At 73.4% G+C, this 21,834-nt stretch carries 13 protein-coding genes, 1 pseudogene and 1 riboswitch; of the genes and pseudogenes, 11 read left to right on the plus strand and 3 right to left on the minus strand.

From position 1 onward, the window contains the following. Positions 1–10: 10 nt before the first annotated feature. The 4 genes from AB0O19_RS12040 (at position 11) to AB0O19_RS12055 (ending at position 9,679) form a co-directional block, all read left to right on the plus strand. Positions 11–2,545: an SUKH-4 family immunity protein gene (locus AB0O19_RS12040; protein WP_363619232.1), complete on the plus strand. Its 2,535-nt coding sequence runs from the start codon at positions 11–13 to the stop codon at positions 2,543–2,545. Between the two features lie 265 nt (positions 2,546–2,810). After that, positions 2,811–4,133 carry a hypothetical protein gene (locus AB0O19_RS12045; RefSeq protein WP_363619233.1) on the plus strand — a complete coding sequence of 441 codons (1,323 nt, stop codon included), beginning with the start codon at positions 2,811–2,813 and terminating at the stop codon, positions 4,131–4,133. 816 nt (positions 4,134–4,949) lie between these two features. Then, on the plus strand, positions 4,950–8,579 hold the full coding sequence (gene mfd, locus AB0O19_RS12050) for a transcription-repair coupling factor (RefSeq protein ID WP_363619234.1): 3,630 nt from the start codon (positions 4,950–4,952) through the stop codon (positions 8,577–8,579). Positions 8,580–8,650: 71 nt separating this feature from the next. Continuing rightward, the gene (locus AB0O19_RS12055) at positions 8,651–9,679 is read left to right on the plus strand and encodes a MazG family protein (RefSeq protein ID WP_363619235.1); all 1,029 of its coding nucleotides are present in this window, start codon (positions 8,651–8,653) and stop codon (positions 9,677–9,679) included. A gap of 17 nt (positions 9,680–9,696) precedes the next feature. Here the strand turns inward: AB0O19_RS12055 and AB0O19_RS12060 are convergent, their stop codons facing one another. After that, positions 9,697–10,122: an SDR family NAD(P)-dependent oxidoreductase gene (locus AB0O19_RS12060; RefSeq protein WP_363588377.1), complete on the minus strand. Its 426-nt coding sequence runs from the start codon at positions 10,120–10,122 to the stop codon at positions 9,697–9,699. A gap of 275 nt (positions 10,123–10,397) precedes the next feature. On the opposite strand from AB0O19_RS12060, the gene AB0O19_RS12065 reads away from it, so the two are divergent. The 7 genes and pseudogenes from AB0O19_RS12065 (at position 10,398) to AB0O19_RS12095 (ending at position 18,616) form a co-directional block, all read left to right on the plus strand. After that, a complete protein-coding gene (locus AB0O19_RS12065) occupies positions 10,398–11,693 on the plus strand; it encodes a cytochrome P450 (protein WP_363619236.1) in 1,296 nt (431 codons plus the stop codon). 210 nt (positions 11,694–11,903) lie between these two features. Next, a riboswitch (cyclic di-AMP (ydaO/yuaA leader) is annotated at positions 11,904–12,071 on the plus strand. 5 nt (positions 12,072–12,076) lie between these two features. Further along, entirely contained in the window at positions 12,077–12,994 is a 918-nt protein-coding gene (locus tag AB0O19_RS12070; RefSeq protein ID WP_363588373.1) for a transglycosylase family protein, read from the plus strand. Between the two features lie 267 nt (positions 12,995–13,261). After that, the gene (gene eno / locus AB0O19_RS12075; protein ID WP_363588371.1) at positions 13,262–14,548 is read left to right on the plus strand and encodes a phosphopyruvate hydratase; all 1,287 of its coding nucleotides are present in this window, start codon (positions 13,262–13,264) and stop codon (positions 14,546–14,548) included. Between the two features lie 181 nt (positions 14,549–14,729). Next, the gene (locus tag AB0O19_RS12080; protein ID WP_363619237.1) at positions 14,730–15,242 is read left to right on the plus strand and encodes a septum formation initiator family protein; all 513 of its coding nucleotides are present in this window, start codon (positions 14,730–14,732) and stop codon (positions 15,240–15,242) included. After that, positions 15,214–15,729, plus strand: a pseudogene (locus AB0O19_RS12085) (DUF501 domain-containing protein); the annotation flags it as partial. The gene AB0O19_RS12080 and the pseudogene AB0O19_RS12085, both read left to right, overlap by 29 nt. Positions 15,730–15,884: 155 nt before the next feature. Beyond that, complete coding sequence (locus AB0O19_RS12090) at positions 15,885–16,820, plus strand: Ppx/GppA phosphatase family protein (RefSeq protein ID WP_063348031.1); 936 nt, start codon at positions 15,885–15,887, stop codon at positions 16,818–16,820. A 428-nt stretch (positions 16,821–17,248) separates the two neighbouring features. Next, positions 17,249–18,616: an NAD(P)/FAD-dependent oxidoreductase gene (locus AB0O19_RS12095; protein WP_063348030.1), complete on the plus strand. Its 1,368-nt coding sequence runs from the start codon at positions 17,249–17,251 to the stop codon at positions 18,614–18,616. Between the two features lie 200 nt (positions 18,617–18,816). On the opposite strand, the gene AB0O19_RS12100 is transcribed toward AB0O19_RS12095, so the two are convergent. Further along, entirely contained in the window at positions 18,817–21,375 is a 2,559-nt protein-coding gene (locus tag AB0O19_RS12100) for an FtsX-like permease family protein (protein ID WP_363619238.1), read from the minus strand. A gap of 63 nt (positions 21,376–21,438) precedes the next feature. Further along, positions 21,439–21,834: ABC transporter ATP-binding protein (locus AB0O19_RS12105; protein ID WP_363619239.1), on the minus strand; the 396-nt coding region annotated here is incomplete at its 5' end.

The raw sequence follows: 21,834 nt of genomic DNA on the forward strand, positions 1-21,834 counted from the left end.
TGAACCGGGCGTGGTGACGTACGCGCAGGCGCAGGAGCTCGCCGAGGAGTGGATCAACGGCGGGGTGCCGCAGCCGCGGCAGCGCGAGGTACGGGTCCGGGAGTTCGACCTGGGCTTCGTCTGCTGGGCGGTGGCCCCCGGGGACGGGACGGCGGGGCCGTCGGGGGCGGGGGGCGGGTCGGCCGGCGAGGCGCGACTGGTGATCGCCCGGGACTCCGGCGCGACCACGCTCTGGCCCGCGCTGCCCGTCAACGAGGTGGTCCGGCAGTACGAGGAGGCGTACGGGCGGCCGGTCGCGGCCAACCCGGCGGGGGCGGCGAAGCCCGCGCCAGGGCCGGTCGAGGCGACGTCCTTCCTGCTCAGCCCGCCGCAGTGGCTGCAGGAGGCGGGGGCCGCGGCGATCGCGGCGGAGGCGGAGCGGCTGGGGGGCCAGGGGGCTCCGGCTGCCGTTGCTCCGGTGGCCGAGCCGCCCGCGCCGGTCGCTGCAGCGCCCGCCGTGCCGTCCGGTCCCGCCGGTTTCGCCGTCCCGCCGCAGGCCCCGGCCCCCGTGCCGGTGCCGTCGGCCGGGGCCGAGGCGGCCACCGTCCTGATGCCCGAGGGGCTGCGGACCACCGGCTCCGACCTGCCCGACGCGCCCGCGCCGGCCGGGGCCGAGGCCGCGACCGTGCTGATGCCGCCGGAGGGTGGCTACGGCATGCCGCCGGTCCCGCCGCCCGCCGCCCAGCCGCCCGCCGTCGTCCCGCTGCCCGTGCCCTCCGCCGTCCCGCCGCCCGCGGCCGTCGAGCCGGCGCCGACGCTGCTCGCGTCGTCGGACGCCGTGCCGGGGCTGATGGGCCTGCCGGGTGCGCCGTCCGGGCCGCCCGGCGGGGTGGAGCAGACGCCGACCGTCCTGGCCCCGCCCGCCGCCGCCCCGCAGCCGGCCGCGCCGGTGGAGCACGCGCCGACCGTGCTCGCCGCGCCCGGCGGCCTGCCCGGCCTGGGCGGTCCGCCCGCTGCCCCGGCACCCGGGGCTCCCGCGGCCCCGGTCCCGGCGCCGCAAGCCGGGCTCGGCCGCAACCCGGGGTCGGCCCCGCCGCCGCCTCCTCCGGCCGCGCTGCGCGGTGGCGCGTCCGGTCCGGGCGCGCACGGCGTCGCGCTCGGCCGCAGTCCGGCCTCCGCCCCGCCGCCGCCCCCGCCCGCCGGGCTGCGGCACACCCCGGGGGCCGGCGCGCCCGCCGCGGGCCCCGGCGGCCGCGCGGCCGGTTCGACCCCGCCGCCCCCGCCTCCGGCGGGCCTGCGCGGGGCCGTCGCCCCGGCGCCCGCCCCGGTGCCGCCGGCCGCGCCCGCCTCCGGCGCGGCGTACGAGGCGACCCAGCTGGCCGAGGCGGTCGACCCGGCGCTGCTGGGCGCCGTGCCGGCCGACCCGGGCACCCCGCCGTCCGGCGGCCCCGCCGTCCCGCCGCCGCCCGGCGGTCCGGCGGCCCCCGCCGCGTCCGCGGCCGGGTACGGCTACCCGAACGCGGGCGGTGCGGCCCCGGCCGTCCCGCCGGCGTCGGTGCCCGGCGTGCCGCAGGGCGCCGCCGTCCCGCCGGGGGTGCCGGCGGTCGGCCCCGGCTACTTCGCCGCGCTGAGCTACCGGGGCCCGGACGGTTCCGAGCAGAAGCTGCTGCACCGCAGCGAGCCCGGCACCCCGCACCCCGAGTGGAAGATCCTCCAGGACCTGCGGCGGCTGAACGTGCCGCCGGAGCAGGTGCTGGAGCTCTACACCGAGCTGGAGTCGTGCGACCTGCCGGGCGGCTACTGCAACCGCATGATCGCCGCGTCCTGGCCGAACGTCCGGCTCACCCACACCGCCGCCTACGGCCGTGACCACGCGTCCCGGCAGGCCGGCATGGCCGAGCTGCTCGACCACCTGGACGAGCTGCACCAGCTGGCCTCCGGGGCCCAGCGGGTCCGCCCGTCCCGGGTGCCGCTGCCCGCGCCGGGGACGGTCCAGCCGCTGCCGCCGCTCCCGCCGCAGCAGCTCGCCCAGGAGCTCGGGGCGGCCTTCGGCCAGAACGTGTTCCGCTACGAGCAGCGCGCGGTCTCCCGTCAGGGCGTGCCCGAGCCGGTGTCGCAGGCCCTGGTGTGGGCGGGGCTGCCGCGCGACTTCGGCCCGTTCTTCTGGGCGCAGGCGCAGGAGGGTCGGCCGATCCCGACTCTCGCCGAGCTGGCCGCCGAGCGCGGTCTGCCCGCGGCCCCGGACTTCGGCGGCTACCTGGTGCTCGGCAACGACTACGGTCGCCAGCTCTGTGTCCAGTACGGCACCGCGAACGTGGTCGCCGTGGACGTCGACGGAACCGGCCAGCCGCCCCGGTTCGTCAACACGGGTGTACCGGAGTTCGTCCGCGCGATGGCCCTGCTGGGCCGGATGTGGCGGCTGCGGTACGGGCTGACCCCGGACCAGGCCGGTCGCTGGACGACCGACTTCCAGGCGCAGCTCGCCGCGATCGACCCGGCGGCCCTGCAGACGGCGGACACGTGGTGGGCCGTGCTGCTGGAGCAGTTCTGGGACGGCCTGCTGTAGCGGGTCGTCGCGGATCCTCGCAGGTGGGGAGGGGTCGTTCCGGTGTTTGGAACGACCCCTCCGGCATGCCGTCCCGGCTGTGCCTCGTTGGGGTTTCGCCCGGATCTGCGCAAAATAGGTCAAGAGGATGGGTCTTTCGTCCGGTCCTCGACGTATTCCGGTCCGCCAGGCGTCCGATTTCGGCCCTGGCCGCCGAACCGGTTCCGGATCCGTCCGTTCCGTCCGATCATGGGCTCCGCAGCCCGCGACATGAGGGGAAGAGCCCATGAGCGACGCCGTCCCCGAGTACGGCTTCACCTCTGCCCGGCGCGGTTACGCGCCCGAGCAGGTCGACCGAGCCCTCACCGCCCTCACCGCGCAGCGCGACGAGGCGTGGGAGCGGCTGAGCGTCCTCGGCGCCGGGATCCGGCAGATGGAGGCCCGGCTGGCCGACATCCGCCGGGCCGCCGAGGACGCCCCGGAGCCCGACTACGAGGTGCTCAGCGAGCAGGCCGCCGGACTGGCGGTGATGGCCCAGAACGAGGCGCGCGCCGTCCGGGAGAAGGCCGAGCGCTTCTCGGAGGACCTCCGGGACGAGGTCTACGAGGCCGGCCAGGCCCTCGGCCACGCCGCCAAGGAGTACGCCGCCACCACCCGCTCCGAGGCCGACCAGGCCGCCCGGCGCACCGACGAGCGCACCCGCGCCGAGGCCGAGGGCATCCGGGCCGAGGCCGACCGGGAGAGCCGCAGCGTCCGGGACGCCGCCACCTCCTACGCCGCCAAGGTGCGGGTGGCCGCCGCCGAGGCCGGCGAGCAGGCCGAGGCCACGCTCGCCGAACTGCGCCGCAAGGCCGACGAGACCTTCGCCCAGGCCCAGACCAAGGCCGACGCCGAGGACGCCCAGGTCTCCGCGACCGCCGAGCGGCGGGTCAAGGAGGCCGAGCAGCACCGGGAGACCGTGCTCGGCCGGATCAAGCAGCTGGAGACCGACGCCCAGGCCAAGGCCGACCAGCTGATCGAGCAGGCCCGCCGGGAGGCCGAGCGGATCAACGCGGCGAGCGAACGCGAGCAGGGCGAGTTCGACGGCCGTCTGGAGACCGTGCAGAAGCACCTGGACCACATCAAGGCCACCCTGGCCTCGCTCACCGGCGCGGCGGTCGGCGCCATCGAGCCGGAGCGGCTGGCGGCGGCGGTCGCGGGGCCGGTCGCCGACGCGGCACCGGTGGACGCGGCGCCGGTGGACTCGGAGGCGGACACCGGCGAGATCGAGGTGGCCGACCTGCGGAAGGCCGTCGCACCGGCGGCGCGGGAGAAACCGGTGGCCGGGCCGCGGATGCCGGTGGTGGGCGGGGCCGCCGCCGGGGCCGCGAGCGGTTCCGGTGCGCCCGCCGACAAGGCGCCCGCCGGGGCGGTGGCGACCGGCCCGGTCGCGCCGGCCGCGGCGCCGCCGAAGCCGGTCGGACCGCCCCGGTCGGCGGAGGCCGACAGGGACGGCGACGGCGCCGAGAAGGAGCCGCAGGAGGAGACCCGGGTCATCCCGAAGATCGTCATCGTGGACGACGGTGCCGGCTACGCCACGCCGAACACGGTGAGCTACCGGCGCCGCTGACCGCCGCGCCGGCGCCTCCGCCGGGGGCTCGCCCGTGATCAGCCCGGGTGGGCTTCGCGTCCTGGGCCCTGACCGCTCCCACCGGGCGGCCAGGGCCTGCGCGTCGCGGCCGACCAGCCGGCGCCGGCAGCCGGCCGGGACGGCGAACCGAAGAGGAGCGGTACGGCTTCGCCGCCGACCAGGGGCCCCAGGTGATGACGTACGACGTCGGCCCGTCCCGCCGGTGGTCGCCGCGCCCGTGGCGGCGGCGGTGGGCCGCAACGCGATCCGGCGGGGCGCGGCCATGAGTGAGGCCGAGACCCGTGGCGCCCTCCAGGAAAGGGCGCCACGGTTCCCGGCGCTTGGGCGGGCGCCCCCACCCAGGGTCGCCCGGCCTCGCACCTCCGACCCCCATCGGGGGTGCGACAGTGCCGCCACAGCCATCCCCCACGGTTGGGTGCGGCGGGCACATTCACCATGGTGCGCGATCTCCATGGACAGGCAGTGACAGGAGTATGTCCAGTTCGTGGCAGATCGCGGAGCCGAATCTGACCGGGGGCCGGACGGTTCGTCCACCGGCCGGTCCGGTGTTCCGTCCAGTGGTTCGTCCGCGGTCCGGTCGCGGTCCGGTCCCGGGCTCCGCCCGGGGGCCGTTCGTCGCCCCGGACGGTGGTTCGTTCCCGCCCGGCCCCGCCGGGCCGTACACCGCGTGCGCGTCCGTGCCGCGGCGTAGGCTGGAGACCCCCGGCCGCTCGGCGTGCCGGGCCGTTCGCGTTGCCCCGGCAGGCCGCTGCCGCCCGGAGGCAGCACCAGCCACGGGACGAAGAAGAGACCCTGATGAGTCTGACCGGACTGCTCGATGTCGTCGCGCGGGACTCGGCCCTCGCCGAGGCCATCGAGGCGGCGACCGCCACCGGAGCCGCGGCCGGCGGCCGCCGCCACCTGGACCTGGTCGGACCGCCCGCCGCCCGGCCGTTCGCCATCGCCGCGCTCGCCCGCGCGCTGGCCGGCCAGGCCGCCGGCGAGCGGGGCCGTCCGGTGCTCGCCGTCACCGCGACCGGCCGGGAGGCCGAGGACCTCGCGGCCTCGCTGCGCTCGCTGCTGCCGCCGGACGCGGTCGCCGAGTACCCGGCCTGGGAGACCCTGCCGCACGAGCGGTTGTCGCCCCGCTCGGACACCGTCGGGCGCCGGCTGGCCGTGCTGCGCCGGATCGTGCACCCGCGGGCGGACGACCCGGCGGCCGGCCCGGTGCAGGTGGTCGTCGCGCCGGTCCGCTCCGTGCTCCAGCCGCAGGTCAAGGGGCTGGCCGAGCTGGAGCCGGTGGCCGTCCGGCGCGGCGAGTCGCACGACCTGGAGGAGGTCGCCCGACGGCTCTCCGCCGCCGCCTACGCGCGTGTCGAACTGGTCGAGAAGCGCGGCGAGTTCGCCGTCCGCGGCGGCATCCTGGACGTCTTCCCGCCGACCGAGGAGCACCCGCTGCGGGTGGAGTTCTGGGGCGACGACGTCGAGGAGATCCGCTACTTCAAGGTCGCCGACCAGCGCTCGCTGGAGATCGCCGAGCACGGCCTGTGGGCGCCGCCCTGCCGCGAGCTGCTGCTCACCGACGAGGTGCGGGCGCGGGCTGCCGAGCTGGCCGCCGAGCACCCCGGGCTGGCCGAGATCCTGGACAAGATCGCCGAGGGCATCGCGGTCGAGGGCATGGAGTCGCTGGCGCCCGTCCTGGTGGACGACATGGAACTGCTGATGGACGTGCTGCCGCTCGGCTCGGTCGCCGTGGTCTGCGACCCCGAGCGGGTCCGGACCCGGGCCGCCGACCTGGTGGCGACCAGCCAGGAGTTCCTGCACGCCTCCTGGGTGGCGGCCGCGGCCGGCGGGGACCGGCCGATCGACCTGGAGACCATCGACGTCTCCGCCGCCTCGCTGCGCTCGCTCGCCGAGGTGCGCGAGCACGCCGCCGAGATCGGCCTGCCCTGGTGGTCGGTCAGCCCGTTCGCGACCAGCGAGTCCACCGTGAACGAGGTCCTGGAGTTCGACGCCAACACGCTCACCCTCGGCATGCACGCCGTCGAGGCCTACCGGGGCGACACCGCCCGGGCGATCGCCGACGCCAAGGAGCGGCTGGCCGCCGACTGGCGCGTCGTGATGGTGACGGAGGGCCACGGGCCCGCCTCCCGGCTCGCCGAGGTGCTCGGCAACGAGGGCATCCCGGCCCGGCTGGTCGCCGACCTCGCCGAGGCGCCCACCCGGGACGTCGTCTACGTCTCCTGCGGCTCGATCGAGCACGGCTTCGTCGACGAGGCCCTGAAGCTGACGGTCATCACCGAGACCGACCTGTCCGGCCAGAAGTCCTCCACCAAGGACATGCGCCGGATGCCGTCCCGGCGCCGCAACGCGATCGACCCGTTGGCCCTGGCCGCCGGCGACTACGTCGTTCACGAGGCGCACGGCGTCGGCCGGTACGTCGAGATGGTGCAGCGCACCGTCCAGGGCGCCACCCGCGAGTACCTGGTGCTGGAGTACGCCCCGGCCAAGCGCGGCCACCCCGGCGACCGGCTGTTCGTGCCGACCGACCAGCTCGACCAGGTCACCAAGTACGTCGGCGGCGAGGCCCCGACGCTGCACCGGCTCGGCGGCGCGGACTGGGCGAAGACCAAGCAGCGGGCCAAGAAGGCGGTCAAGGAGATCGCCGCCGACCTGATCAAGCTGTACTCGGCGCGGATGGCCGCCCCCGGCCACACCTTCGGCCCGGACACCCCCTGGCAGCGCGAGCTGGAGGACGCCTTCCCGTACGCGGAGACGCCGGACCAGCTGACCACCATCGCCGAGGTCAAGTCCGACATGGAGAAGTCCGTCCCGATGGACCGGCTGATCTGCGGCGACGTCGGCTACGGCAAGACCGAGATCGCGGTGCGCGCCGCGTTCAAGGCGGTGCAGGACGGCAAGCAGGTGGCGGTGCTGGTGCCGACCACGCTGCTGGTGCAGCAGCACTTCTCCACCTTCGCCGAGCGGTACGCCAACTTCCCGGTGTCGGTGAAGGCGCTCTCCCGGTTCCAGAGCGACAGCGAGGCCAAGGCCGTGCTGGAGGGCCTGTTCGAGGGCTCGGTGGACGTCGTCATCGGCACCCACCGGCTGTTCTCCTCCGAGACCAGGTTCAAGGACCTCGGCCTGGTCATCGTCGACGAGGAGCAGCGCTTCGGCGTCGAGCACAAGGAGCAGCTGAAGAAGCTGCGCGCCAACGTCGACGTGCTCACCATGTCCGCGACGCCGATCCCGCGCACCCTGGAGATGGCCGTCACCGGCATCCGCGAGATGTCCACCATCACCACCCCGCCGGAGGAGCGGCACCCGGTGCTGACCTTCGTCGGCCCCTACGACGAGAAGCAGATCTCGGCCGCGATCCGGCGTGAACTCCTGCGCGAGGGCCAGGTGTTCTACATCCACAACCGGGTGGAGTCGATCGACAAGGCGGCCGCCCGGCTCAAGGACCTCGTCCCCGAGGCGCGGATCGCCACCGCGCACGGGCAGATGGGGGAGAACCAGCTGGAGAAGGTCGTCGTCGACTTCTGGGAGAAGGAGTTCGACGTCCTGGTGTCGACCACGATCGTGGAGTCCGGCATCGACATCTCCAACGCCAACACCCTGATCGTCGAGCGCGGGGACACCTTCGGCCTCTCCCAGCTGCACCAGCTGCGCGGCCGGGTCGGCCGGGGCCGCGAGCGCGGCTACGCGTACATGCTGTACCCGCCGGAGAAGCCGCTCACCGAGACCGCGCACGAGCGCCTGGCCACCATCGCCCAGCACACCGAGATGGGCGCCGGCATGTACGTGGCGATGAAGGACCTGGAGATCCGCGGCGCCGGCAACCTGCTCGGCGGCGAGCAGTCCGGGCACATCGCGGGCGTCGGCTTCGACCTCTACATGCGGATGGTCGGCGAGGCGGTGGCCGAGTTCCGCGAGTCGCTGGCGAACGGCGGCGAGCCGGAGGAGGAGCCGCTGGAGGTGAAGATCGAGCTGCCGGTCGACGCGCACGTGCCGCACGACTACGCGCCCGGCGAGCGGCTGCGGCTGCAGGCGTACCGCTCGATCGCGGCGGTCAACTCGGAGGCGGACATCCAGCAGGTCCGGGACGAGCTCGTCGACCGCTACGGCAAGCTGCCCGAGCCGGTGGAGAACCTGTTGCTGGTCGCGGCGCTGCGGCTGTACGCCCGGCGGTGCGGCATCGCGGACATCACCCTCCAGGGGGCCAACGTCCGGTTCGGGCCGGTGGAGCTGCGGGAGTCCCAGCAGCTGCGGCTGAACCGGCTCTACCCGCGCAGCCAGGTCAAGGCGGCCGCCCAGCAGCTGCTGGTGCCGCGGCCGAGCACCGGGCGGATCGGCGGCAAGCCGCTGGTCGGGCGGGAACTGCTGGGCTGGTGCAGCGAGTTCCTGTCGGCGATGTTCGACGACCTGGCGGGGTCGAAGAAGTAGGACCCCGGCGGGAGGGGCGGGTCCCGTCGGGCCCGTCCCCGCCCCGGGCGGGCGGCGGGTAGGTTCGGGGTGTGACGACGAATGTTCCGGACGCGAAGCTGATCCTGTTGACGACCACCCACCGGGTGGCCCCCGGGTTGCTGGCGTGGCCGGCGTGGGAGGCGCTGCGGTCGGCGGGGCGGGTGCTGGCGGGGGACGCGGGGCATCCGCAGGTGGCGGCGGTGCGGCAGGCCGGGGTGGAGGTCGAGGTCGTGGCGGCGGGATCGGCACCGGCGCTGGCGCGGCTGCTGACCGGACAGCCGGGCGGGGCTGGGCCGACGGTGTGGCTGGGCAGCCCGGACGGGGATCCGGGGCTGACGGACGCGCTGGCGCGGCTGGCGGTGGAGCACGCCGGTGAGGTGCCGGAGATCGAGGTGCTGCCGGGGTCGTACGACCTGCCGGGGGCGCGGCTGCTGGACCTGGTGTCGGTGATGGACCGGCTGCGCTCGCCGGGCGGTTGCCCGTGGGACGCCGAGCAGACGCACGAGAGCCTGGTGAAGTACCTGGTCGAGGAGGCGTACGAGCTGGTCGAGGCGATCGAGGAGGGGGACCGGGAGACGCTGCGCGAGGAGTTGGGCGACGTGCTGCTCCAGGTGTTCTTCCACTCCCGGATCGCCGAGGAGCACCCGGCGGAGGCGTTCTCGATCGACGACGTGGCCGGTGACATCGTCGAGAAGCTGATGTACCGGCACCCGCACGTGTTCGGGGACGTCGAGGCGGAGGGCGCCGCCGAGGTGGAGGCGAACTGGGAGCAGCTGAAGGCGGCCGAGAAGGCGGACCGGGAGTCGGTGCTGGACGGCGTGCCGGCCGGGCTGCCGTCGCTGGCGTACGCGGCGAAGCTGGTGTCGCGGGTGCGCCGGGCGGGCTTCGCGGGCGTGCCGGACGAGCCGTACGCGCTGCCGGCGGAGCTGACGGCGCAGTCGGCGGGGCGGCTGCTGCTGGCGGTGGCGCAGCGGGCGCACGACGCCGGGGTGGACGTGGACGCGGCGCTGCGCTCGGCCGCGCGCGGTTACCGGGACGCGGTGCGCGCGGCCGAGGGCCTCGGGCCGGTCGGCGAGTAGCGGGCCCGGGCAGGGCCTCAGGCGGCCGTGGCGGTGTTCTCGATCGGCCGCCGCTGCCGGGGGACGACTTCGCCGATGGCCTCGCCGACGAGGGCGAGGAGTTCGGCGAGGCGTTCGAGGTCGAGGCGGGCGGGCAGTTCGGCGAGCGAGACGATCCGCTCGCCGTCGGGGCCGGCGACGCAGAACAGGTCGATGGGGCCGAGGTGCTTCTCGGCGGTGTCGACGAGGGCGGCGACGTCGCTGGGGCGGCGGATGTCGCCGCCGACGCCGACGACGGGGCAGCCCGGCCGGTCGAGTTCGGTGGCGAGGTCCTCGGCGACGCCCGCACGCTGGTCGGCGATCAGCACTCCGGCGGCGCCGGCGGCGGCGAACCGGCGGGCGAGCTCGGCTCCCGATCCGCCGTCGAGTACCGCGATGACGACGACTGCCCCGCTGACCCGCATGGTCTGCTCCTCCCTGTGGGCGACACCGCACCGGCGCCCACGATTTCTGCGGAGGATCGTAGGCAGGTCCTGACCCTCCGCAACAGGGATTACCCCTCAGGTGACCAGGGTCACGCCCGCCACCCGGCCAAGAGCTGTCCAAGAGCTGTCCACGGACCGTCCACGGGGCGTCCACGGAGCGTTGGCGGGCCGTCCGCCGGGTGTCGACGATCCGGCCCCGCCGGTCGCGTCCGCCGGAGGCGGTGCGGCCCCGACCCACCGGATACGGTCGACGCATGCCAGTGCAGCCCGATCCCGCCGCCCCGCAGCTCTTCACCTGGGAGTTCGCCACCGATCCGTACCCCGCCTACGCCTGGTTGCGCGAGCACGCCCCGGTGCACCGCACGACGCTGCCGAGCGGGGTGGAGGCCTGGCTGGTGACCCGCTACGCGGACGCGCGGCAGGCGCTGGCGGACGGCCGGCTGTCGAAGAACCCGGCGCACCACAGCGAGCAGGCGCACCGCACCGGGCGGGTGGGAATTCCGGGGGAGCGCCAGGCGGACTTGATGACGCATCTGCTGAACATCGACCCGCCGGACCACACCCGGCTGCGCCGGCTGGTGTCGAAGGCGTTCACGCCGCGCCGGGTGGCGGAGTTCGAGCCGCGGGTGCAGCAGCTCACGGACCGGCTGATCGACGGCTTCGCGCAGCGCGGTTCGGCGGACCTGATCCACGAGTTCGCGTTCCCGCTCCCCATCTACGCGATCTGCGACCTGCTGGGCGTGCCGGCCGAGGACCAGGACGACTTCCGGGACTGGGCCGGGATGATGATCCGGCACGGCGGCGGCCAACGCGGAGGCGTGGGGCGGGCGGTGAAGCGGATGCGGGCGTACCTGCTGGAGCTGATCCACCGCAAGCGGGCGGATCCGGGTGATGACTTGATCTCGGGCCTGATCCGGGCGAGCGACCACGGCGAGCACCTGAACGAGAACGAGGCCGCCGCGATGGCGTTCATCCTCCTGTTCGCGGGGTTCGAGACGACCGTCAACCTGATCGGCAACGGCACGTACGCGCTGCTGCGCAACCCGGAGCAGCGCAGGCTGCTGCAGGAGTCGGTGGTGCGCGGCGAGACGGCGCTGCTGGAGACCGGGATCGAGGAACTCCTGCGCTACGACGGGCCGGTGGAGATGGCGACGTGGCGTTTCGCGACGCGGCCGCTGTCGATCGGCGGGGTGGACATCCCGGTGGGTGATCCGGTGCTGGTGGTGCTGGCCGCGGCGGATCGCGATCCGGCCAGGTTCGCGGACGAGAACACCCTGGACCTGGCCCGCACGGACAATCCGCACCTGGGTTTCGGCCACGGGATCCACTACTGCATCGGCGCCCCGCTGGCCCGCCTGGAGGGGCGGAGCGCACTGGCCACGCTGCTTTCCCGGCTGCCGGACCTGCGGCTCGCGGAAAACCCGGAGAACCTGCGCTGGAGGGGCGGCCTGATCATGCGTGGCCTGCGGGAACTCCCGGTCGAATTCACTCCGGAGACCCGCTCTCCGCACGCGCCGCCGGTCACGCCGACCGACGCCCCGACACGCTGACGGCATGTCTCCGGAGGCCCGTGGAGCCAGGTCTGAACCCGCATTAATCCGGACATACCGCCGCCGTTGGTAGGCGATTGACCACGCGCCGTAATTTGTGTGTGATGTCGGTGATATGAGCTTGTTATTGGTCTGATGATCTGTCTACTCTCCCTGGAGTTCGCAGCTGCGGACCTCGTGCGCGGAACGCCGAATCCTGCCCGCCGCGTCACGGGAAACCGACCAGACCCTGGGCAGGGGCGGGGGAACCAGGTTTGTTGCCGTTCCCCGACGGCTTGGGGTGAAGCCGCCCGAGCGGAATCGTTTCCGCTTTCGGCGGCCGGGCCACCTCCCGGTCCGAACCCGACAGCTCACCTCGCAGGCGTGCGGAGAGGGACCTCTTCATGCTGTTCGTTGGAACCGGCCGCCACCGCCGTCGCACCCAGACCGAGAAGGCCATCGCCGTCGCCGGTGTGGCCGGCGTCGGACTCGCGATGCCGCTCCTCACCGCCACCGGCGCCTCCGCCGCCCCGGCCTCCACCTGGGACGCCGTCGCCCAGTGCGAGAGCGGCGGCAACTGGAGCATCAACACCGGCAACGGCTTCTCCGGCGGCCTGCAGTTCACGCCCAGCACCTGGAAGGCGTACGGCGGCACCTCCTACGCCCCGCAGGCCAACCAGGCCAGCAAGGCGCAGCAGATCTCGGTCGCCGAGAAGGTGCTGGCCTCGCAGGGCCCGGGCGCCTGGCCGGTCTGCTCCCAGAAGGCGGGCCTGAGCAAGGGCGGCGCCCCGGCCTCCGTGGACACCTCCACGGACGCCAAGCCCGCCAAGCAGTCCGCCGCCAAGCCGACCCAGCAGGCGCAGGCCCCGAAGCCCGCCCAGCAGCCGGTCAAGCAGGCCGCCCCGAAGCCGGCCGCCCAGCAGCCCGTCCAGCAGGCCCCGCAGCAGACGCAGCCGCAGACCCAGGGCTTCTCCGGCAAGGCCGGCTGGGACGCCGACGCGAAGGTGTACTGGTACCAGAACAACGGCGCCTGGTACTGGACCAGCCACCAGAGCGTCTACCAGCAGTACGCGGGCCAGCCCGCCGCCCAGCCGCAGTACGCGCCCCGCGCCGCGCAGCCCGCGCAGTCCGCCCCGGCCGCGCAGCCCGCCGCCGCGCAGGGCGGTCACGACTACACCGTCCGGGCCGGCGACACGCTGTCGACGATCGCCGCCGCCCAGGGCGTGTCCGGCGGCTGGCAGTCGGTGTACGACGGCAACCGCGGCACCGTCGGCGGCAACCCCAACCTGATCATGCCCGGCCAGGTGCTGCACCTCGGCTGAGCGGCCCGGGCCCTGAACGGCCCGCGCCCTGCGGGCGAAGGGGGACGGGACCCGTCCCCCTTCGCCCGCATTCCCCCGTATTCGCCCGCTTCGATCGGGCAAGCAGGTGAACTACCGGTGGGTAGCCGGGCCACACGCTGAGACGGGACCGAGGCCAGCGCGGCCCCGGGGGCCGGGGCGGTTAGGCTCTGGTCGTAACGACTCCGCAATCGTCCCGCCGGCAGCACCCAACGTCAGCCGGACCCTGCTTCCGCAAGGAGATGCCTCGTGCCGTCCATCGATGTCGTCGTAGCCCGTGAGATCCTCGACTCGCGTGGCAACCCCACGGTCGAGGTCGAGGTCGGCCTCGACGACGGCAGCACCGGCCGTGCCGCTGTCCCGTCGGGTGCCTCCACCGGCGCCTTCGAGGCGCTCGAGCTGCGCGACGGTGACAAGAACCGCTACTTCGGCAAGGGCGTGGAGAAGGCCGTCCTGGCCGTCATCGAGCAGATCGGCCCGGAGCTGGTCGGCTACGACGCCACCGAGCAGCGCCTGATCGACCAGGCCATGCTCGACCTGGACGCCACCCCGGACAAGTCCTCGCTCGGCGCCAACGCGATCCTGGGCGTCTCGCTGGCCGTGGCGCACGCCGCCTCCGAGGCCAGCGACCTGCCGCTGTTCCGCTACCTGGGCGGCCCGAACGCGCACGTGCTGCCCGTTCCGATGATGAACATCCTCAACGGCGGTTCGCACGCGGACTCCAACGTCGACATCCAGGAGTTCATGATCGCCCCGATCGGCGCGGAGTCCTTCTCCGAGGCCGTCCGCTGGGGCGTCGAGGTCTACCACACCCTCAAGGGCGTGCTGAAGGAGCGCGGCCTGTCCACCGGCCTCGGCGACGAGGGCGGCTTCGCGCCGAACCTGGACAGCAACCGCGAGGCCCTGGACCTCATCACCGAGGCCATCCAGAAGGCCGGCTACGTGCCCGGCCGTGACATCGCGCTCGCCCTGGACGTCGCCGCGTCCGAGTTCTACGAGGACGGCGCCTACCAGTTCGAGGGCAAGGCCATCTCCGCCGCCGAGCTCATCGAGTACTACGCCGAGCTGGTCGACGCCTACCCGCTGGTCTCCATCGAGGACCCGCTGGACGAGTCGGACTGGGACGGCTGGAAGGCCATGACCGTCAAGCTGGGCGACAAGGTCCAGCTGGTCGGCGACGACCTGTTCGTCACCAACCCGGCCCGCCTGGCCAGGGGAATCGAGACCGGCACCGCCAACGCGCTGCTGGTGAAGGTGAACCAGATCGGCTCGCTGACCGAGACCCTGGACGCCGTCGAGCTGGCCCAGCGCAACGGCTACCGCTGCATGATGTCGCACCGCTCCGGCGAGACCGAGGACGTCACCATCGCCGACCTGGCCGTCGCCACCAACTGCGGCCAGATCAAGACCGGTGCCCCGGCCCGCTCCGAGCGCGTCGCCAAGTACAACCAGCTGCTGCGCATCGAGGAGATCCTCGACGACGCCGCCGAGTACGCCGGCCGCGGCGCCTTCCCGCGCTTCCGCTCTGCGGAATAGCAAGCACAGCCGCTCCGCGGAGCAGCAGGCTCAGCCGCTCCTCGGAGCGGCGAGCACGGTCGCTCCGCCGACCGGTGAGCACGCCTGACCGGTGCCCCGCCGTTCACCCCGTAGGGTGGACGGCGGGGCACCGTCGCGACCAGGAGGGGAACGGGAGATGGCAGGCTGGAGGATCCCGGGCTTGGCGGCCCGGCCTCGCTTCACGAGCCGGGCGACCGTCCTCGTCCTGGTGCTCTGCTCGCTGGTGGCGATCCTCGCCTACCCGACGCGGCAGTTCATCTCCCAGCGCGCCGAGATCTCCGCCCAGCAGGCGAAGGCCGACCGCTCCCGCCAGCAGGTCGAGCAGCTGCGCCGGGAGAAGGCCCGCTGGCAGGACCCCGAGTACGTCAAGGCGCAGGCCCGTGCCCGGCTGCACTACGCGATGCCGGGGGAGACCCCGTACATCGCGGTGGATCCGGCCGGTCCGGCCGCCGCCCGGCCCTCGGCGTCCGCCGGCGGTTCCGCCACCGCCGCCGGCCCGGCCGCCTCCGACGGCGCGCCAGGCGGCTCGGCGCGGGCCGCCAAGCCCTGGTACGCCAGCATCTGGGACTCGGTCGACGCCGCCGACACCACCGACGCCGCCGCCCCGGCCCCCGCCTCCCCCCGTCCGCTCCCACCGTCCCCCGCTGGAGACACCTCCCCCCATGACCACTGAGAACCACCCCGCCGTCTCCGACGCCGACGTCGCCGCCATCGCCGCCCAGCTCGGCCGGGTGCCGCGCGGCCTGCGCGGCGTGGCGCACCGCTGCCCCTGCGGCAACCCGGACGTCGTGGAGACGGCCCCCCGACTGCCGGACGGCACGCCGTTCCCGACGCTGTACTACCTGACCTGCCCCAAGGCCGCCTCGCTGATCGGCACCCTGGAGGCGGACGGCGTGATGAAGGAGCAGACCGCCAGGCTCGCCGAGGACCCGGAGCTGGCCGCCGCCTACCAGAAGGCGCACGAGGACTACATCGCCCGGCGCGATGCCATCGAGGTGCTGGAGGGCTTCCCGAGCGCCGGTGGCATGCCGGACCGGGTGAAGTGCCTGCACGTGCTGGTCGGCCACTCGCTGGCGGCCGGCGAGGGCGTCAACCCGCTCGGCGACGAGGCGATCGGCCTGCTGGAGGACTGGTGGGCCAAGGGCCCCTGCGTCTCCCCGGCCGAGGTCGAGGCCGCCGGTGAGCGGGTCGCCCGCAACCGGGCCAAGGACCAGGACCACCAGGCCGTGATCGAGGCCAAGCAGCAGAAGGCCGCCGAGCGCGCCGCGAAGAAGCGGGCCGCCGAGGAGTCCGACGCCGGGGAGTCCGCGTGAGCATGACCCGGGTGGCCGCGATCGACTGCGGCACCAACTCGATCCGGCTGCTGGTCGCCGACCTGGACCCGGCCACCGGGGAGATCACCGACCTCGACCGCCGCATGATCATCAATCGGCTGGGCCAGGGCGTGGACCAGACCGGCCGGCTGCACCCGGACGCGCTGGCCCGCACCTTCGCGGCCTGCCGCGAGTACCGGGAGGTCATCGCCGGGTTCGGGGTCGGCCCGGAGCGCACCCGCTTCGTCGCCACCAGCGCCTCGCGGGACGCCGAGAACAGCGACGAGTACGTCGAGGGCGTGCGCGCGATCCTGGGCGTCGAGCCCGAGGTGGTGAGCGGCGAGGAGGAGGCGCACCTGTCCTTCGTGGGCGCCACCAAGGAGCTGACCGGCGGCCAGTTCCCGGCGCCGTACCTGGTGTTCGACCTCGGCGGAGGCTCGACCGAGTTCGTGCTGGGCGGTGCGGACGTGCAGGCGGCGCGCTCGGTGGACATCGGCTGCGTCCGGCTCACCGAGCGGCACTTCGGCGGCGCCGAGCTGCCCTCGCCGGAGCAGATCGAGACGGCCCGGGCGCACGTGCGGGCCGAGCTGGACAAGGCCGAGGAGGTCGTCCCGCTGCGCGGCGCGGCCACCCTGGTGGGCCTGGCCGGGACGGTCACCACGGTGTCCGCGATCGCCCAGGACCTGCCGGCCTACGATTCGGCGGCGATCCACCACTCGCGGATCGGCCGGGAGCGGGTCGCCGGGATCGCCCGCGAGCTGCTGGGTGCCACCCACGCCGAGCGCGCGGCCATCCCGTCGATGCACCCGGGCCGGGTGGACGTGATCGCGGCCGGCGCGCTGGAGCTGCTGGAGATCATGGAGCGGACGGGCGCGGCCGAGGTGGTCGTGAGCGAGCACGACATCCTGGACGGCATCGCCTGGAGTATGGCCTCCTGACCTCCTGCGAGCCTTACCCGACCGGCCCCGGCACCCCTTTCGGGGGTCCGGGGCCGGGGCGCGCCCGGACCGGTGCGGGAAAGTTCGTGAATTTCTTCACATGGCGATCCAGTCATTCGTCGCAGCCGCTCGCCCGCTACGTCCGAAATGTGGGACCGAAGGTCTGCTCGCCGTGACGACCCCTGGATCGCAGGTCAAGCCTCGGTTGAGGTTTGAAAATCGAAATCACGAGCGGGAACCCGGGCACCGTACGGATCGTTGCTGCTCAGCAGGGTGGTATTCCGGCGTGCGCTCACGAGGGGGCGCCCGAGGCCGTGAGCCGGCGCGCCGGGCCCGGATTTGCGGCCGCGCAGTGTAGCACGGGGTGTCCAGAAGCTTGTGACCGGGCTCACGAAGGCTGCTCCGGACGGTGCTGGATACTTTCGGATATGAGCACCACGGAGCGTCCTCGCATCCTCATTGTCGGCGGTGGTTACGTCGGCCTGTATGCCGCGATGCGCATCCTCAAGAAGATGCGTTACGGCGAAGCGACCGTCACGGTCGTGGACCCGCGGTCGTACATGACGTACCTGCCCTTCCTCCCCGAGGCGGCCGGCGGCAACGTCGCGCCCCGCAACCTCGTCGCGCCGCTGCGCAGCGCCCTCAAGAAGGCGGAGGTGCTCACCGGTGCGGTCACCGGTGTGGACCACGCCCGCAAGGTCGCCACCATCCAGCCCGCGGCCGGCGACAGCTACGAGCTGCCCTTCGAGTACCTGGTCGTCGCGACCGGCTCGGTCTCCCGCACCTTCCCGATCCCGGGTCTGGCGGAGCACGGCATCGGCATGAAGACGGTGGAGGAGGCCATCAGCCTCCGCAACCACGTCATGGCCCAGCTCGACAAGGCCGAGTCCACCGCCGACGAGGAGGTCCGCCGCAAGGCCCTGACCTTCGTCGTCATCGGCGGCGGCTTCGCCGGTGTCGAGACGATCGCCGAGGTCGAGGACATGGCGCGCGACGCCGCCAAGATCTACAAGACCGTCAGCCGTGACGACATGCGCTTCGTCCTGGTGGAGGCGGCCAACCGCATCCTCCCGGAGATGGGCCCGGACCTCGGTCTGTGGACCAAGGAGAAGCTCGAGGAGCGGAAGATCGAGGTCTACATCGAGACCTCGATGGACTCCTGCGTCGACCAGCACGTGGTGCTGAAGAACGGCCTGGAGATGGACGCCTCCACCATCGTGTGGACGGCCGGCGTGAAGCCGAACCCGGTGCTGGCCAACTTCGGCCTGCCGCTGGGCCCGCGCGGCCACGTCGACACCGCGCCGACCCTCCAGGTCCAGGGCTTCGACTACGTCTGGTCCGCCGGCGACAACGCCCAGGTCCCGGACCTCGCCTCCGGCGAGGGCGCCTGGTGCCCGCCGAACGCGCAGCACGCCGTGCGCCAGGCCGCCGTCCTCGGTGACAACGTCATCTCGGGCATGCGGGGCTTCCCGCAGAAGAACTACGAGCACAAGAACCTCGGTGCGGTCGCCGGCCTGGGCCTGCACAAGGGCGTCGCGATCCTCTTCGGCAAGGTCAAGCTGAAGGGCCGTCTGGCCTGGTGGTTCCACCGCGCGTACCACGGCGCCATGGTCCCGACCATGAACCGCAAGGTCCGGGTCTTCACCGACTGGACGCTGGCCATGTTCCTGAAGCGCGAGATGGTCGGCCTCTCCCAGATGGAGCAGCCGCGCCTGCCGATCCAGGAGGTCACGGCGCCCACGAAGCCCGTGGAGGCCGCCAAGCCGGCCGCCGAGAAGGAACTCGCCAGCAAGTAAGCGACTGAGACCCCGGTGTGGGAGCACCGGGGTATGAGTCGGAGGCCCTCCGCCCGGCAGTGTCGCCGGACCACGACCTCCGTGGTGCTCAGCCGGCCGTGCGACCGGGCGGAGTACAGAAGTAGAAGGGCCCCTGCCGAAACCCTCCGGCAGGGGCCCTTTCTCGTCGTCCGCCCGCTGGGCGGGCCCGTGAGGGGCGGTCAGTCGGTCTTGATGCTCGCCAGGATGTCCAGCTTGGACGCCCGGCGGGCGGGCCAGATCGCGGCCACCAGGCCGACCACCCCGGCCAGGGCCAGGAACAGCGCCAGCTCGCCGAACGGCAGGACGGTGGTCAGGCCGCTCAGGCTGGACTTCAGGGTGCCGTTGATCGCCCAGGCGATGAAGCAGCCGAGCAGCAGGCCGATGCCGGCGCCGAACAACGAGATCACCACGGACTCCAGGCGGACCATCCGCTTGATGCCCCGGCGGTCCAGGCCGATCGCCCGCAGCATCCCGATCTCGCGCTTGCGCTCGAAGACCGACATCGCCAGCGTGTTGATCACGCCCAGGATCGCGACCAGCACGGACATCGCCAGCAGGCCGTACATCAGGTTCAGCGCGAAGGTGATGGTCTGGCTGAAGTCGTCGCGGACGTCCTGCTTGGACTTGACGTCGATCACCGGGTTGGCGCCGGTGGCGTCCTTGAGGGACTGCTTGAGCGCGGTGGTGGCGCCGTCCTTGCCCTTGACCAGGACGTCGGTGATGTAGGGCTTCGGCTCGTGCTTGGCGACCTCGCTGTTGGCCAGCAGGACCGGGCCGAGCATGCCGCCCTTCTCGTACACGCCGCCGACGGTGAGCTGACCGGTGGACTGGTCCGGGTAGGAGACCGCCACCGTCGAGCCGGCGGTGAGGTGGAGCTTGGTGGCGAGGTCCTGGTCCACCAGGACCTTGCCCTGGCCGAGCGCGGCGGTGGCGCCGCTGGTCAGCTTGACCTCGGCGAGCTGGTCGAAGGAGCCGGCGTCCATGCCGGTGATCGTCACGCCGGTGCCGTCGAACTTCCAGCTGGCGGTCGTCACCGCGGAGGAGGCTGCCACCCCGGGGGCCTTGGCGATCTGCCCGGGCACCTGCTCGGACAGGCTCATGTGGTTGGCGCCCGAGACCATGTAGTCGGACTTCATCGAGCTGGTGACGGCCTTGTCGATCGCGCCGCCGACCGAGGCACCGATCACGGTGAGGCCGCTGACCAGGGTCAGGCCGATGGTGAGCGCGGCGGCGGTGGACGCGGTGCGGCGCGGGTTGCGGACCGCGTTCTGCTGGGCGAGCTTGCCCGGGGTGCCGCCGAGCCCGCGCAGCAGCGGGCCGATCAGCGCGACCACCGGGCGGGAGAGCAGCGGCAGCAGGACGAACACGCCGATCAGGGCGAGCAGGGCGCCGAGGCCGACCGGCAGGCGGCCGCTGTCGTTGCCGGTGGAGGCGCCGAAGCCGATCAGCGCGAGGCCGCCGGCGGTGAGCGCCGAGCCGATCGCGTTGCGGACCAGCAGGCTCTTCTGGCTGGCCGGCTGGTCACCGCTGCTCATCGCCGCCACCGGGGCGATCCGGGCGGCGCGCACGGCCGGCAGCAGGGCGGACAGCACCGTCACCAGGACGCCGACGGCCAGGGTCACCGCGATGGTGAGCGGCTTGATGACCAGCGTGCCGTGCGGCATGTTCTCGTTCAGCCGGCCCATCAGGGACTGCATGCCGGCGCCGATCCCGATGCCGGCGAGCAGCCCGGCCAGCGCCGCGACGGTGCCGATCGCCAGGGCCTCGACCAGCACCGAGCGGGTGACCTGCTTGCGGCTGGCGCCGATCGCCCGCAGCAGCGCGAGTTCCTTGGTGCGCTGGGCGACCAGCATGGTGAAGGTGTTGGCGATGATGAAGATGCCGACGAAGAGCGAGATCCCGGCGAAGACCAGCAGCATGGTGCGCATGCTGTCGGTGGCCTTGGTGATCATCTCCTGCTCGTCGGCCTTGAGCTTGGCGCCCGTCTCGACGTCGAAGTGCTGGTCGGACGGCACCTTGGGCTGGACCTGGGCGAGCAGCGCGTCCTCGCTGGTGCCGGGCTTGGCGGTGAGCACGATGCTGCTGAAGTGGCCGGGCTCCAGCAGCAGCTGCTGGGCGGTGGCGCGGTCGAACAGGGTGAGGGTGCCGCCGCTGTTCACCACCGGGTCGTCGGTGGTGAAGACGCCGGTGAGCTTCGCCTCGATCACCGGGCCGTTGATGGCGATCCGGACGGTGTCGCCGATCCTGTAGCCGGCCTTGTCGGCGGTCTTGCGGTCGAGGGCGATCTCCTTGCCGTTCTTCGGGCCCTGGCCCTCGGCCATCGGGTAGCGCGGGTCCTTGCCGTCCGCGGCCGGGGCGAAGTTGGCGCCCTTGGCGGCCCAGAACTGGCCGATCAGGTTGCCGCTCCGGTCGGCGACCCCGGTGAAGCCGCTGACCACGCCGCGGGCGTTGGCGGTGCCCGGCAGGGCGGCCAGCTGCTGGACGGTGGCGTCGGTGAGCGAGGCGTTGCCGCTCTCGCTCTTCACCTTGGTGCTGGCGCGGGAGCCGGCCGAGTAGTCCACGACCTGGACCGAGACGTCCGAGTAGCTCTTGGAGTTGTTGTCCCGCATGGCCTTGCCGAAGGTGTCGGAGAAGACCATGGTGCCGGCGACGAAGGCGGTGCCGAGCATGACGGCCAGCGCCGTCATGAGGAGTCGGCCCTTGTGGGCCAGCACGTTGCGCAGTGCGGTGCGGTACATGGGGTGTCCTGGGTTTCGCGTAGGGGCGGCGGCTGGGCTGGCGGGCCCTGGCTGGTGGTGGCTCTAGCTGGTGCGGCCCTTGGCGTCGAAGCGGCGCATGCGGTCCAGGACGGTGTCGGCGGTGGGGTGGTGGAGTTCGTCGACGATGCGGCCGTCGGCGAGGAAGACGACGCGGTCGGCGTAGGAGGCGGCGACGGGGTCGTGGGTGACCATGACGACGGTCTGGCCGAGTTCGCGGACGGAGTTGCGCAGGAAGGAGAGGATCTCGGCGCCGGAGCGGGAGTCGAGGTTTCCGGTGGGTTCGTCGGCGAAGATGATGTCGGGCTTGCCGGCGAGGGCGCGGGCGCAGGCGACGCGTTGCTGTTGGCCGCCGGAGAGCTGGGAGGGGCGGTGGCTGAGGCGGCCGGAGAGGCCGACGGTGTCGACGACGCGGTCGAGCCAGGCCTTGTCGACCTTGCG

The organism is Kitasatospora sp. NPDC091276, from assembly GCF_040684355.1.
In the GTDB taxonomy this organism is placed as follows: Bacteria; Actinomycetota; Actinomycetes; order Streptomycetales; family Streptomycetaceae; genus Kitasatospora.

Coding starts and splice junctions, on each gene's coding strand:
- AB0O19_RS12045 (WP_363619233.1), top strand. CDS start 2,811: ATGAGCGACGCCGTCCCCGAGTACGGCTTCACCTCTGCCCGGCGCGGT.
- mfd (WP_363619234.1), top strand. CDS start 4,950: ATGAGTCTGACCGGACTGCTCGATGTCGTCGCGCGGGACTCGGCCCTC.
- AB0O19_RS12060 (WP_363588377.1), bottom strand. CDS start 10,122: ATGCGGGTCAGCGGGGCAGTCGTCGTCATCGCGGTACTCGACGGCGGA.
- AB0O19_RS12065 (WP_363619236.1), top strand. CDS start 10,398: ATGCCAGTGCAGCCCGATCCCGCCGCCCCGCAGCTCTTCACCTGGGAG.
- AB0O19_RS12070 (WP_363588373.1), top strand. CDS start 12,077: ATGCTGTTCGTTGGAACCGGCCGCCACCGCCGTCGCACCCAGACCGAG.
- AB0O19_RS12090 (WP_063348031.1), top strand. CDS start 15,885: ATGACCCGGGTGGCCGCGATCGACTGCGGCACCAACTCGATCCGGCTG.
- AB0O19_RS12095 (WP_063348030.1), top strand. CDS start 17,249: ATGAGCACCACGGAGCGTCCTCGCATCCTCATTGTCGGCGGTGGTTAC.
- AB0O19_RS12100 (WP_363619238.1), bottom strand. CDS start 21,375: ATGTACCGCACCGCACTGCGCAACGTGCTGGCCCACAAGGGCCGACTC.